The organism is Staphylococcus shinii (assembly GCF_017583065.1).
GTDB classification, from domain to species: domain Bacteria; phylum Bacillota; class Bacilli; order Staphylococcales; family Staphylococcaceae; genus Staphylococcus; species Staphylococcus shinii.
In genome coordinates, this window is sequence record NZ_JAGEVL010000003.1 from 124,949 (window position 1) to 142,262 (window position 17,314).

The following is a 17,314-nucleotide window of genomic DNA, read 5'->3' on the forward strand; positions in this document are numbered from 1 at the left end:
TTAATCAATCAAAACAAATGAAGTAGCAAGTTGTTATTTTGCTACTTCATAGTTGTAATTAGAAATTATTTTTTGGATGGCTAATCATTTTAGATAATGTTGCATCTTCAGTAGGTTGCCACTTGAAGTTTAACTTTTCGAGTATGAAATTAGTTTTAAAATCTAATACTTCAAAATGAGATTTGTTGAAAATATTGTTATCTAGTACGCCTGTATGCAATAGGAAATCATTGATTTGATCGCTCATAACATCTTCTTTAATACAATGCATTAAGTAATCGACAAATTCATTCCACTGTACATCTTTAATATGATAATTGTTTTGATTATACACATGCATCAATTGTTTAAGTGAAAGGTGATGGTTATTATATATATGATGAATCTCGTTATTTAGTTGATTATTTTTAATCAATTGGCTACACGCTTTAGCTGCCTGATCCACAGGAGTGAATTCTAAATCATCATTTTCTAAATCTGGGAATATTTCTAGGTTTCTAAATGATTTTATAATACTATAGAAAGCATTGTTTTCTTCATTTTTCTGGAATACTCCTGTACGAGAATCACATTGTAAATTACCCAATCTATAAATATTTGTTTCTACACCTTGCTCTCTACTAGCAATCAATACTTTTTCAGCTTCTATCTTAGTATCTAAGTAAACATTATTCATTACCTGACCTAAATCTAAGTCATGTTCTGAAAATGTTAACTGTGCTTTGTCGTCTACCTTACCTGAAGCAATAGAAATTGTAGACATGTGGTGAATCTCTTTAGATTGATTGTATTTAGCAAATTGAATTAGTTGTTCAATACCGCCAACGTTTGCGCCGTATGAAGCATCTGTCGTCGCAAAGTGACTAACATTCGCCGCAGCGTTAACAATCATATCGATATTTTGAGATAAAGACTCGTAAGTTTCTGAAGCCATGCCTAGTTTTTCTAACTCGATATTACCTTCAATGATATGGATTCTTTCTGCATACTCAGGATCAATTTGAGATTCAAAGTAATAAATCCAGTTACGATATAATTTCGTTTCTCCTGTAACTTCTTTATTACTTCTTACCATGACATAAATATTAAAGTCCGTATCTTCTAATAAATTGTTCAACATGTATATACCAAAGAATCCAGTAGCTCCTGTGAGCAATACATTTTTACCTTGTTTAACCGCTCCAGAACTAATAACTTCATAATTCTCTACACTTTCTTCTTTATATTCATTAATTTCTTGAATAAATTCACTACTGAATTGATGTGCTTGTGCAGTATCTATATTTTTAAGTGTTTCTAACTTAGTTAGAATATTTGTTTGATCTTTTGCAGCTATAGACTCACTGATACGGTCAATCGTTTGTAGTTCGAAAATGTCTTTAATTGAAATGTTATATGATTTTGATAATAACGATGTCAGTTTAATCGCTATGATAGAATCTCCACCAATTTCAAAGAAGTTGTCATAAACACTTATGCTATCTGTATTTAATACTTCTTCCATTGCTTTAACAACATCCGCTTCGATTTCATTTCTAGGTTCAACAAACTCCTGTCTTTCAACTTCAATTTCAGGTAATGCACGTTTATTTAATTTACCATTAGATGTAACTGGCAATTGTTCTATTTGTGTCATATAAGCTGGCACCATGTAGTCTGGTACTTTACGTGCAAGTTCAGTCTTAATATCTGTAAATGAAATTGGTTGATCAGCAACCAGATACGCACAAATCGCTAGTTCTTCTCCAGCCATTGGTTTAGCAATGACACCTGCATCAGAAATGTTTTCAATACGTAGTAAGTGGCTAGAAATTTCACCAAGTTCAATACGATAACCACGAATCTTAACTTGTTCGTCTATACGACCTAAATATTCTATTTCTCCATCTGTTGTCCATTTTGCTAAGTCACCTGTGCGGTAAACTTTTCCTTCACCAAACGGATTATCAATAAATTGTTGTTGTGTTAATTCTGGACGATTGAGATAACCATTTGTTACAGCAACGCCTGCAATACAAAGCTCTCCTGGAACGCCGATACCTGTATGCTGATTATTACTATTTAGAACATACATTTGTACATTAGCAATTGGTCGACCGATTGTTATAATATCGTACTCCTGAATTGGCGGTAATGGATTATAAGTTACCTCAATTGAAGCTTCTGTCGGACCATATAAATCAATAAGCAATGTATCATTTGGCTGACCGATGATTGAGTTAAAGCGATTTGCTTGTTCAGATTTTAGTGCTTCACCAGTTGCAAGGACTATATTAAGTGATGCTATTTCAGCTACTTCATTTGTCGATTTAATATAATCAACAAACACACCTAACATCGAAGGTACAAAATGAATCATAGTGATTGAATGTTGTTGGATTAGCGATGTAATCTTACTTGGGTTTCCTTCTTCTCCAGATGGTAGTAACACGGCTTGCGCACCTACCATAGCGAATCCGAAAATTTCCCACACTGATACATCAAATGTATATGGTGTTTTAAACATGATGATATCTTCTTCATTAAAGTCATACTCATCAATCATCCAATTCAGACGGTTCAGCACACCTTCGTACGGAACAACCACCCCTTTAGGTTTACCAGTCGTACCTGACGTATATATTACATACATTAAATCAGAAACATCTGTAATGTGGTTTAAATTATCCGTTGATAGATTAGCAAGCGCATCTTTCTTAGTTATGTCAATTACCTTTCTATCAAACTCAATATTTGTATCTAATGCGCGATCTGTAATTATCAATGTTGGCTGACTATCATTCAAAATATAGTTGATACGGTCACTAGGTTGACTAGGATCCATTGGTACATAAGCACCACCAGCTTTTAATATTCCGTATATACTTACCATCATTTCTATACTACGATTCGTCATTAAACCTACAAGTGAATTAGCTTCTACTCCTTCTGCACGTAATTTATGGGCTAGTTGGTTCACACGTATATTAAGTTCTTTGTATGTTAAACTTTCACCTTCATATGTGATAGCTGTTTGATCTGGCGTTTTCGCAACTTGCTTTTCAAAACGCTCAACAAAAGTTTGCTTATTAGGTAATTCTGCATACGTATCGTTAAACGTACCGAGAATTTGTGCTCTCTCTTCTTCTGTTGTCATATCAATCTCACTGATATTTTGGGCTGGATGTTGTACCACTTCGCTTAATATTTTCAGATAGTGATTCAACATACGTTCAACCGTTTGTGGTTCAAATAATTCTGCAGCGTATTCTAGTGATACTTTGTATGCTTCGTCATCCTCAATCATCATATTTAAATCAAACTTAGCTTTTGTATTTGTTGCTTGTTTTTCTTTAATATCCCAATCTTCAATTTGAAGATCTTGGGTTTCGTTATTTTGTAACGTGAAGAGCACGTCAAAGAGTGGGTTGCGTGTTAAGTCACGTCTTTCTACAACCTCGTCCACTAATTCTTCTAGTGGATACTCTTGGTTATCATATGCTTTTAGTGCAGTATCTCTCACTTCATCTAAGAATTGCTCAAATGCTTTGTTATTTTCCGGATAAGCACGCATTGGCAACGTATTAACAAACATACCTAACAAGTTATCTGTATCTTGATGAGTACGCCCTGAGATTGGACTACCTATAACCACATCTTCTTGTCTACTATATTTATGCAATAAAATCATAAATGAAGACAGTAGAATCATATAGTCTGTACTATTAGTTCTTTGAGCCAATTCATGTAATGCGTCCCTTGTCTCTTTAGGCATTTCAGCTGATACTGTTTTACCTGTAAAGCTTTGTTGTTTAGGTCTTGAATGATCATAAGGTAAATCTAATACTGGTGCTTCATCTTCGAATTGAGATAACCAGAACGCACGTTGATTACTTAAATCACGGTTGTGCATCCATTCACTATAATCTTTGTACTGTACTTTCAAGTTATCTAAAGTTCTTTCGTGATATAGCGCGATAAATTCTTTAATGATTAGGTTAATAGAGAAACCATCTGAAATAATATGGTGAATATCAAAGAGTAAGATATGACGTTGATCAGCCAATTTAACGATTTTCACTCTTAACAGTGGTGATTGATTTAAATTGAATGGTCTTACAAAGTCATTTAACAACGTTTCATAATCATCTATATCTGTTTCTTCATAATCTACAGTTATATTTGCCTGTTCATCTATAATTTGTACAGGCTCACCGTCTATCGTTTCAAAATGCGTTCTTAATGCTTCGTGACGTTCCACTAAGCTTTGGAATACATCTTCAACACGCGCTACATCAACGACACCATTAATTTCTAGCATACTTGGCATATTGTAAGCCGTTTGACCTTGCACCATTTCATTCAACACATATAAACGTTTTTGTGGAGAAGATGCAAGATAGTATGACTTCGATTCAGCTATAGGAATATTTTGTCCATCTAAGCTACTTTCCTGGTCATTTAATACTTTTCCAAGTTGTGCGACTGTAGGACTTTCAAATATTACTTTTAATGGTAAACGTATACCAGTTTCACCTTCGATTTTATTAATCACATTAATGGCTTTTAGTGAGTGCCCTCCTACTTCAAAGAAATTATCATATATACTTACTCGTTCAATATTTAATACTTCACCAAAAATATTTGTGAGCATTTCTTCTATATCATTTGTAGGAGCAACATAATTTTCACTTTCAACCTGGATTTCAGGCAATTGTTTTTTGTCTAATTTACCATTTGATGTTACTGGTAAAATATCGATTTGAGTCATGTATGTTGGTACCATATAATCTGGTAAGTTTTGATTAAGTTGTGATTTAATTTCATCGAAGTCAATGCTTTCATCTGAAACTAAATAAGCACAAATCGCCAATTCTTCGCCAGCCATTGGTTTAGCAACAACTGCTACGTCTGAAATTAGATTAATCTGACGTAATAAACTTTCAATTTCACCTAACTCAATACGATAACCACGAATCTTAACTTGCTCATCAATACGGCCAAGATATTCAACATTACCTGTCGTACTCCATTTTGCCAAGTCACCCGTACGATATAATTTACCTTCTCCAAATGGATTATCAATAAATTTCTCGTCCGTCAAATCAGGTCGATTTAAGTAACCTTTCGTAACACCTACGCCACCGATACATAATTCTCCTGGAACGCCGATACCCATCAAACTTTCATCTTCATTCATAATATAAGCTTGAATGTTTGCGATTGGGCGACCAATTGGAATCTTGTCATACGTTTCGCCTGGTGTACATGGATAATAAATCACTTCGATTGACGCTTCGGTTGGGCCATATAAATCAATCAATAATGCATTGTTTGGTTCACCAATTAAAGCATTAAATTGATTTACTTGTTCTGCTTTTAACGCTTCACCACTAGCAAGTACATAGTTAACTGTAGCAATATCTGCTACTCTATTAGTTGATTTAATAAAGTCGATAAACACACCTAACATAGATGGCACAAAGTGAACCATTGTGATGTTGTGATGATCAATAAGTGCTGTTATTTTTTCAGGGTTACTTTCTTCACCTGAAGGTAAGAGTATTGCTTGGGCACCAACCATAGTTGGTCCGAATATCTCCCAAACAGAAACATCAAACGTAAATGGTGTTTTAAATAAAATCGTATCTTCATTGTTGATGTAATATTTATCAATCATCCAATGCAGACGGTTCATTACACCTTTGTATGGCACCATAACGCCTTTTGGCTTACCTGTTGTACCAGATGTGTAAATAACGTACATCAAGTCTGTGACATCTGTAACCTTGGTTAAATTATCTGTTGATTGTGTCTCTACTACCGAATCATCTGTTAAGTTCAATACAGCTTTATTAAAGTCGATTGTTCCATCTAACGTTTGGTCAGTTAACAGTACGTTTGGTTGACTATCTCCTAAAATGTAGTTGATACGATCGCTTGGATAGTTTGGATCAATAGGAACATAGGCACCACCTGCTTTGAGAATACCGTAGATACCAATCATCATTTCTAATCGACGATTTGTCATCAAGCCGACGAGCGTATTAGGTTTAACACCTTCAATGCGTAAATAGTTCGCAAGTTGGTTCGCCTTAGCATTTAACATTGCGTAAGTTAGACTTTCACCTTCGTAAGTAATAGCTATTTCGTTAGGACTCTTAGCTACTTGTGCTTCAAAGATTTCCACAAAAGTTTTGTTGTTGTTGAACGGAACTTCCGTATTATTAAAGTCATTAAATATTGTAGCTTCTTCTTGTTTGGTAATCATTTGAAGATTACTGATTTTTTGTTCAGGTTGTTGCACACTATGCTTCAATATTTCTAAGTAATGATCTAGCATACGCGCGACTGTATCTTGATTAAACAGTTCTTCTGCAAACTCCAATGAAATTTTATATCCATCGTCATCAAAAATCGTCATGCTTAAATCAAATTTGGCATTAGTCGTTGATGGTTCTTTCTGTTCGATAGACCAATCTTCTATTTGAAGACTTTCTGTTTCATTGTTTTGTAATGTGAATAGCACATCAAATAATGGATTACGCGTTAAATCACGTGTTTCAACTATTTCATCTACAAGAGCTTCTAACGGATACTCTTGGTTATCATACGCTTTCAATGCAGTATCTTTTACTTCAGAGAGTAATTGGTTAAACGTTTTACTTCTCTCTGGGTACGCACGCATAGCTAACGTATTTACAAACATACCTAGCATATTTTCTGTATCCTTGTGCGTTCTTCCTGAAATAGGACTGCCGACAACAATATCTTCCTGTCGACTATACTTATGCAATAGTACATTAAATGAAGCCAATAGAATCATAAAGTCCGTACTACCTGTCGTCTGCGATAACGCTTGTATCTCTTGACGTAATTCTTCCGGTACTTCCACGCTTACAGATTTCCCAGTGTAACTTTGTTGAATAGAGCGCGCATGATCATAAGGTAAATCTAGAACCGGTGCGTCTTCTTCAAATTGTGATAACCAGAAGGCACGTTGATCACTTAAATCACGTGTGTGCATCCATTCACTATAATCTTTATATTGCGCAGTCAAAGTTTCTAACGCTTGTCCATGATATAAAGCAGTAAATTCTTTAATGATTAGATTAATTGAAAAACCATCAGAGATAATATGATGCATGTCGAATAGCAATACGTAACGTTGCTCGGCACATTTAACCACTTTTACTCGAAGTAATGGCGCATGTGCTAAATTGAAAGGTCTTATAAAGCTGTCTAAGAGCTGTTCATAGTCTTCAGTTGATACTTCTTCGTAATCAACCGTAATGTTTGCCTGCTCATCTATGATTTGAACTGGTTCGCTATCTACTGTATCAAAATGTGTTCTCAATGCTTCATGACGATTCACTAAGCTTTGGAATACATTTTGTACGCGTTCCACATCTACTTCACCACGAACTTCTAACATACTTGGCATATTATAAGCTGTTTGACCGTCCATCATTTCATTTAAAACATAAAGACGTTTTTGTGGTGAAGATGCCAAATAGTGTGCTTTTGGTTCTGCTAATGGAATAGTTTGGCTACTTAATTCACCAGCATGATTACCAATTGCTTTAGCCAATTGAGATACTGTTGGATTTTCGAAAATAGCTTTCAATGGTATACGTACAGACATCTTGCTTTCAATTTCATTAATTACGCTAATCGCTCTCAATGAATGTCCACCTATTTCAAAGAAATTATCCAAAGCACTAACATTATCAAGATTTAATATGTCACCGTATACTTCTGCAATCGTCGCTTCTGTTGCATCTCTTGGTTCCACGTAGGTTTTATTCTCAAGCTTAATTTTTGGCAATCCTTTTTTATCTAATTTACCATTCGCTGTCACTGGTAAACTGTCAATTTGCATCATCAACGTAGGAATCATATAGTCAGGCAATTGTTTACCAAGCGTAGTTTTAATGGAATCAAAATCTACTACATCTTCTGAAACTACATATGCAGCAATCATTAAATCTGCATTATTTTCATCTGATTGCGTAACTACTGCTACTTCTGAAATGTTATCAATTTGGGCTATTGAACTTTCGATTTCGCCAAGTTCAATACGGTAGCCACGGATTTTAACTTGCTCATCAATACGTCCGATATAATCAAGAAGGCCATCTTTCGTCCATTTCACTAAATCTCCAGTACGATACATTTTCCCTTCACCGAACGGGTTATCTACAAATTTTTCAGCGGTCAACTCTGGTCTATTTAAGTAACCATCTGTTACAGCCATGCCACCTATGCAAAGTTCTCCTGGTACGCCAATGCCTAATAAATTATTATCTTCATTCATAATATATGCATGAGAATTGGCTATAGGTCTACCAATAGGTACTTCTGTGTATGATTGGCCTGCAAAGACAGGATAGTAAGTTACCTCAACTGTCGTTTCCGTAGGTCCATATAAATTGTAAAGCAATGTATGATTTCTTGAGCCAACTAAGTCATTAAATTGGTTAACATGATCTGCTTTTAATGCCTCACCACTCGTAAATACATGATTTAATGATGCAATTTCAGTTGCTTTATGACTTGTTTTGATGAAATCGATAAAGACGCTTAACATTGATGGGACAAAATGAGTCATCGTGATATCATGTTGATCAATTACAGAAGCAATCTTCTCTGGGTTACTTTCCTCCCCTGAGCGTAGCATGATAATTTCGCCACCCATGACTGCCCAACCAAAGACTTCCCAAATAGATACGTCAAAAGTAAATGGTGTTTTAAATAATATTTTATCTTCTGTACCTAAACCGAAATAATCAACCATCCAGTTCAAGCGATTCATAACACTATTGTAAGGTACCATAACACCCTTAGGTTTACCTGTCGTGCCTGATGTATAGATAATATACATTAAGTTTGTTTCATCTGTTACAAGAGGTAGATTCTCTGTTGGTAAATTATTAAGGAATGTATTATTCGTTAATTTAATAATTTCATTTTCAAATTTAATGCCATAGTCTATTTTTTCATCTGTTAGCAATACACGCGGATTACTATCTTTCAAGATGAAGTTCGTACGTTCGTGTGGATGGTTTGGATCTAATGGTACATAGGCACCGCCAGCTTTTAAGATACCATATATACCAATCATCATTTCTAAACGACGTTGAGACATAATACCGACTAAATCATTTGGTTTCACGCCTTCGTTGCGCAATTGATATGCTACTTGGTTCGCACGTTCATTTAATGTTTGATAAGTTAAGTGTTCACCTTCAAATGTGATTGCCGTTTTATTTGGTGTTTGTTCGACTTGTTTTTCAAAACGTTCTACAAACGTCACAGAATTATTTAATTCTAATTCTGTATCATTAAATTGATTTAAAATTATTTCTTTTTCAGCATCAGTGATAATTTCAATATCACTAATATTCTGTTCAGGACGACGCACAACACTAGAGATTATTTCTACAAAATGTGCTAGCATACGCTCTACTGTATCTTCACTGAATAACTCTTGTGCATATTCTAGTGAGACTTTATAATCTTCGTTTTCGTGAATTGTCATACTCAAATCAAATTTTGCATTTGTATTTGAAGTTTCTTTTTTCTGTATTAACCAATCTTCTATTTGTAAGCTTTGCTTTTCGTTATTTTGTAACGTGAACAACACATCAAATAAAGGATTACGTGTTAAATCACGTTTTTCTACAACTTCATCTAATAACGCTTCTAAAGGATATTCTTGATTGTCATAAGCTTTTAAAGCTAGCTCTTTAACTTCATCTAATAATTGGCTAAATGTTTTATTTCTTTCTGGATACGAACGCATTGCTAAAGTGTTAACGAACATGCCTAGCATATCCTCAGTATCTCTGTGTGTACGGCCCGAAATTGGACTACCTACAACAACGTCCTCTTGTCTACTATATTTATGCAATAGCACCATGAACGATGACAATAGAATCATATAATCTGTACTGCCTGTTGTTTGAGACAATTGATGGATAGCCTTTTGAACGTCCTCAGGCATTTCCACGCTCACTGTTTTTCCAGTAAAGCTTTGTTGATTTGGTCTAGCGTAATCATAAGGTAAATCTAAGACTGGCGCTTCATCTTCAAATTGAGATAACCAAAATTCACGTTGGTCGTTTAAGTCACGTGCTTGCATCCACTCACTATAATCTTTGTATTGTACGCTTAATGGCTCTAACGTTTGTTCATGATATAAAGCAGAGAATTCTTTCATGATGATGTTGATTGAGAAACCATCAGAAATAATATGATGCATATCATAAAGTAGTACATAGCGTTGTTCAGCTGTTTTGGCTATTTTAACTCTTAATAACGGAGCTTGACCTAAATCAAACGGTTGGACAAATTCATTTAGTAAAGCAAATTCGTCTTCTTCATTAATTTCTTGGTAATCTACAACGATAGTTGCTGAGTCATTAATTACTTGAACCGGCTCGCCTTTTATCGTTTCAAAATGTGTTCTCAACGCTTCGTGACGATCTACTAATTTTTGGAATACATCTTCTACACGTGATACATCAACATTTCCTTGAATTTCTAACATGCTCGGCATATTATACGCTGTTTGACCATCTACCATTTCATTTAAAACATATAGACGTTTTTGTGGTGAAGATGCTAAGTAATACGGTTTACTTTCAGCTTGAGGGATACTTTGACTATTGCCATTATCAGTATATGTGTCAACCACTTTTGCAAGTTGTGCAATAGTAGGACTTTCAAACACTAATTTCAATGGTAATCGTTTACCTACTTCACTCTCAATCTTATTAATAATACCGATTGCTTTTAGCGAATGACCACCAATTTCAAAGAAGTTATCATTTGTGCTTACCTTCTCAATATTTAAAACAGACTCAAAAATAGAAGCTAACATAGATTCTGTTTCAGTTTCAGGTGCTACATAAACCTTACCTTCAACTTTAATTTCGGGTAACGCACGTTTGTTTAACTTACCACTTGAAGATACTGGCAGTTCATCTATTTGAGTCATATAAGATGGAACCATATAGTCTGGTAATTTATGGTTTAATTCCATTTTCACTTCGTCAAAATCAATGTCTTGATCCGACACGATATAAACACAAATGGCTAATTCTCCATCAATCATAGGTTTCGTGATAACTGCTACATCTAAAATATCTTTATTTTGGCGTAAGACGCTTTCAATTTCACCTAATTCAATACGGTAACCACGGATTTTAACTTGTTCATCGATACGGCCAGAATAAGAAATATTGCCGTCAGCATTCCATCGAGCTAAATCTCCTGTACGATACAGTTTGCCTTCGCCAAATGGATTGTCGACAAATTTTTCTTGTGTCAATTCAGGGCGGTTTAAATAACCTTCTGTAACATTGACTCCGCCTATTACAAGTTCTCCAGACACACCGATACCCATGACGTGGTTATCTTCATCTAAAATATAAGCTTGTGTATTAGCAATTGGTTTACCGATTGGAATATTCGTATAGTGAACATCACTATATGTTTCAAAACTTGTCACATCGATTGTTGCTTCAGTAGGACCATACAAGTTAATCAATTGCGTATTATTTTTTCCACCTATATATTCATTAAACTCGTTTACTAATTCTGGTTTAAGTGCCTCACCACTTGCTAAAACGTATCTTAAGCTAGAAACTAAGTGTGCTTGTTTTGTACCTTTAATGTAATTAATAAATACATTAAACATAGATGGCACAAAGTGGACCATTGTCGCTTCGGATGTTTGTATTAGAGAAGTAATTTGTTCAGGATTACCTTCTTCTCCTGATGGTAATAGCACAGCTTGTGCACCAACCATTGCAAAACCGAAAATTTCCCAAACTGATACATCAAAAGTAAATGGCGTCTTGAAACAAATAATATCATCACTGGCGATGTCATACTTATCATAAACCCAATTCAGTCTATTCATTACACTTTCTCCAGCAACTAAGACACCTTTCGGACGGCCAGTCGTTCCTGATGTATAGATAACATACATTAAATTAGAGACATCTGTGACATGCTCTAGATTGTTTGTCGGTAATGTTTTAAGTTCTTGGTTCTTAGTAATATCAATCACTGTATTATCATAAACAATATCACTATCTAGCGTTCTATCAGTCAATAATACAGTTGCTTGGCTATCCTCTAAAATATAATTAATACGGTCTTTAGGATAATTTGGATCCACAGGTACATATGCACCACCCGCTTTAAGAATACCGTAAATACCGATAATCATTTCTAAACGACGATTTGTCATTAATGCGACAAGCGAATTTGCTGTCACGCCTTCATTGCGCAATTGATAAGCTAATTGATTCGCACGTTCGTTTAATGCGTGGTAACTTAAGCTCTCGCCTTCATATGAAATTGCCGTCTTGTATGGTGTTTTTGCAACTTGATTTTCAAAGCGCTCAACAAATGTTTGCGTGTTATTAAATGGTATCGTCGTATTATTAAAGTCATTAAATATGACATCTCTTTCATTTTGCGTCACCATTTCAATTTCTTTAATTTTCGCCGTTGGTTGAGCCGCTATATTTGAAAGTAATTCCATAAAGTGCGTTAACATACGCTCAATGGTATCTTGCTCAAATAATTCTTGTGCGTATTCTAAGGCAATTTTATAACCATTATTGTCATAAACCGTCATACTCAAATCAAATTTAGCGTTGGTAAACGAAGCTTCTTTTTGTTCTGTTGACCAATCATCGATTTGGAAACTTTCATTCGCAGTGTTTTGCAATGTAAATAACACATCAAATAATGGATTACGTGTTAAATCACGTTTTTCTACAATTTCATCTACAAGCGCTTCTAATGGGTATTCTTGATTGTCAAAAGCTTGTAATGATGTATCTTTAACTTCTGCTAACAATTGTTCAAATGATTTGTTGCGTTCTGGGTTAGAACGCATTGCTAAAGTATTAACAAACATACCTAACATATTTTCTGTATCTTTGTGTGTACGACCAGAAATCGGGCTACCTACAACAATATCTTCTTGTCTACTATATTTATGCAATAGCACCATAAATGATGACAATAGAATCATATAATCCGTACTACCAGTTGCTTGGGAAAGTTTTGTAATAGCATTTCTTGTTGTTTCTGGCATATCCATACTTACCGTTCTACCTGTAAAACTTTGCTGATTAGGTCTAGCGTAATCATATGGCAAGTCTAGTACTGGTGCTTCCTCTTCAAATTGAGATACCCAAAACTGACGCTGTTCATCTAAATCACGCGAACGCATCCACTCACTATAATCTTTGTATTGTACTGTTAATTCATCTAATGTACGACCTTTATACAGTGCTGTGAATTCTTTGATAATGAGATTAATAGAGAAACCATCAGAAATAATATGATGCATATCAAATAATAAAATATATTGTTTTTCTGCACATTTAACAACTTTAACTCTTAATAAAGGTGCAGTTGTTAAATCAAACGGTTTAACAAAATTACTCAACAACGTATCATAATCTTCCGTTTGTGTTTCTTCATAATCAATCTGAATGCTACCTTCATCATCAACTATTTGAACTGGCTCACCATCGATAGTATCAAAGTGTGTTCTCAATGCTTCATGACGATCTACTAGTGCTTGGAATGTGTTTCTCACACGTTCTACATCAACCTCACCACGAATTTCTAACATACTCGCCATATTGTATGCAGTTTGTCCGTCCACCATTTCGTTTAAAACATATAAACGTTTTTGAGGTGAAGAAGTGAGATAATACGGTTTAGTTTCTGCTAGAGGAATACGGCGTTCAATCGCGTCGCTCACTTCGTTATCAATCACTTTTGAAAGTAAGGCAGCTGTTGGATTATCAAATATTTTTTTCAAAGGTAAACGCTTATTAGTCTTACTTTCAATTTCATTAATCACGCTAATTGCTTTAAGTGAATGTCCACCAATTTCAAAGAAGTTATCAAAGATACTTACGCGTTCTATATTTAGCGTAGCGCTAAATATATCAACAACCATTGCTTCCATATCATTTCTAGGAGCAACGTATTCCAAGTTTCCTACTTTTATTTCTGGTAATGCTTTTTTGTTCAACTTACCACTTGAAGATACAGGTAACTCGTCAACTTGCATCATGTAAGTTGGTACCATATATTCAGGTAATTGTTGGCTTAATTCAGCTTTTAATGCTTCGAAATCTATCTTTTGGTCTGAAACAATATAAGTACAAATTGATAATTCATCATCAATAATAGGCTTAGCAACAACTGCAACATTTAAAATGGCATCGTTCTTACGCAGAATACTCTCAATTTCACCTAATTCAATGCGGTAACCACGAATTTTAACTTGCTCATCTATACGACCTAAATAAGAAATATTACCATCATTATTCCATTGAGCTAAATCACCTGTACGGTACATTTTGCCCTCGCCAAACGGATTGTCAACGAATTTTTCTTGTGTCAATTCAGGGCGATTTAGATAACCTCTTGTAACGTTAATGCCCCCAATGCATAATTCACCTGGCACACCAATACCCATTACATTGTTATCTTCATTTAAAATATAAGCTTGCGTGTTTGCAATCGGCTTACCAATTGGCACAACATCATATTTAACATTGTAGTCAAAGTCAAAGCTCGTAACATCGATTGTCGCTTCTGTTGGGCCATATAAATTAATTAATTGTGTGTTATTTTTACTACCAATAAGCTCGTTAAATTGATTTACGATACTTGGTTTTAAAGCTTCACCACTCGCTAAGACATATCTTAGACTTGAAATCATTTGTGTTTGGTTTGTCGCTTTAATAAAGTTAATAAACACGTTAAACATAGATGGTACGAAGTGCACCATTGTAGGGGTGTCATTTTGTATAACTGATGTAATTTTTTCAGGGTTACCTTCTTCACCTGAAGGTAACAGTACTGCTTGAGCACCAATCATTCCGAATCCAAATACTTCCCATACTGATACGTCAAACGTAAATGGTGTTTTGAAGAAGACTATATCTTCATTACCAATACCATACTTATCTATAAGCCAATTCAAACGGTTCATTAAACTTTCTCCTGAAACAAGAACCCCTTTAGGCTTACCTGTTGTACCTGATGTATAGATGACATACATTAAATTGTTCACGTCTGTAATATGCTCTAAATTGTCAGAAGGAAGTGACGCTAATGTTTCATTATTAGAAATATCAATCACTTTATGATTGTATGAAATTGTTTCTTTCAACTCATTATCCGTTAATAATACTTTTGCTTGGCTATCTTCTAAAATGTAGTTAATACGATCTGCTGGATAATTAGGATCTATCGGAACATAAGCACCGCCTGCTTTAATAATTCCATAGATAGCCACTAACATTTCTAAGCTTCTGTTAGCCATCACTGCTACAAGCGACTCTGCCTCTACGCCTTCAGAACGCAAACGATACGCCATTTGGTTGACCTTAGCATTGAACGCTTTATAGGTCAGACTTTCCCCTTCGTACTTGATTGCTGTTTTGTTCGGATATTTCGATACTTGTTCTTCAAATCGTTCAATAAATGATTGGGAATTATTCAGCGCTAAATTCGTATTGTTAAAGTCATTTAAAATTGTTTTTCTTTCTTCTCCAGAAACAATTTCAATATCTTTAATTTTTCGTTCTGGTGCTTCAATCATGCTATTCAACACATGTAAAATCGTTTCATGTAATTGATAAACGCCTGCTTCATCCAATACATCAATTTGATAATCATAATCTATATCCAAACCATTTTTACTACTTCTATTACTGATGTTAACACTTAATGGCGCATTATTTGTCCCGTTGTCTAACCATTCATCTAGAAAACCATCATTCATAAATTCAGCATCGTATTGGGCATTTTGGAAGGACACAAAGCAGTCTACTAAACCTTTTTTATTCCCACTATTTTCAACAATATACTCATATGGGTATTTTCTATGTTTTAATACATTAAGACTTTCTAGCTTAATCTTGTTTAAATAAGATTTAACAGTTGCTTCTTTATCCATTTCAATGATTATGGGTAATACTCTTGAAAATACTCCTGTAGATGTTTTTTCTTTTCGATTATTCCTATTATGTATCAGTAATCCAACAGAATTAATTTTAGACAATGTTTTTTTATGTTTAATGACATGCATTATTGCTGAAAAAAGGTTACTTATACTCACATCATTTTCTTCACAAAAACGTTTAACATTTTCAGCTTCTTGATCTAATAAATTAATACTTATTCTCTTACCAACTGCGCTGTCCAACGTTGTCTTCTCAAAAAGAATATTATCTTCGAAATTTTCTAATTTTCCTAACCAAAAATCTTTATCTTTCGAGAAACGCTTAGTGTTTTCATAGTCCATTTCAGTAGCAATAGCTTCAAAATAGGCAGCACTTTCTGTTTCTTTATCTTCTTTACCTACCAACTTTTTGGATAGGTTGTCTACAACAATTGTTACACCCCATGCATCGCTAATCAAATGGTGTTGTAACAAGAATATTACATAGTGTCCCTGAGGCGCTTTTGCTATAATCACTCTATAAAGTGGTTCATCTAAATTAAAGATATTCATAGTAGCACTTTCTCGAACCCACTTATCATAGCCAACTTCATCTTGATAAAAGTCTACAAACTCAAAATCTTGATGTTCATAGTCCACTAGATACTGCTTGTATTCTCCTTCTTCTCTAGTAACCCTTATTCTTAAAGTGTCATGTTGCTCTATGATTTTATTGAAGGCTTCATTTACTTCGTTATATCCTAAACCATTATTCATATGAACAATACCAGCAATATTATTAATGCTAGTGTTCTCATAAAATTGTTCTATTTGTAAAATTTCCTTTTGTGCGTACGATAACAATTTTTTATTTGCCAATTAAAGCTGCCCCCCTATAAAAATATAGTACATAACTTATAATAATATTATTTAAAGCATTCTTCAATGATATTATATTTTTTATTTACACTACAGTAAAATAATTTCCCAATTATCAATTCTTTAAACATATATAAATCAATTTACAATCATTTAATTGACTAATTAATTAATTACTTTAATTATTTATAATATCATTTTAAACTTTATTAATACCGAAAGTAATAATACACTCTTTAATTGCGCTAAATTCTATTGTATTATTCTGACTTTTCAGTCAATTTTAAGCATAGCCTTTTAGCAAAGCTAATTTCTATAATACTTTTAGCACTTATTTTCAGTTCAATAACATTGTCTTTTTCAGAACAAAAAATACACCTTCAACAATTGAAGGTGTATTAATTATCATATTATACTTCACACATTTACACACACATATAATATAAATTCACACATTTT

General features: G+C 34.2%; 1 protein-coding gene. It reads right to left on the reverse strand.

Features of this window, described 5'->3' with window-relative positions; translation table 11 throughout:
• Window positions 1–58: 58 nt before the first annotated feature.
• Window positions 59–16,855: a non-ribosomal peptide synthase/polyketide synthase gene (locus tag J5E45_RS04575; RefSeq protein ID WP_208181675.1), complete on the reverse strand. Its 16,797-nt coding sequence runs from the start codon at window positions 16,853–16,855 to the stop codon at window positions 59–61.
• Between the last annotated feature and the right edge of the window lie 459 nt (window positions 16,856–17,314).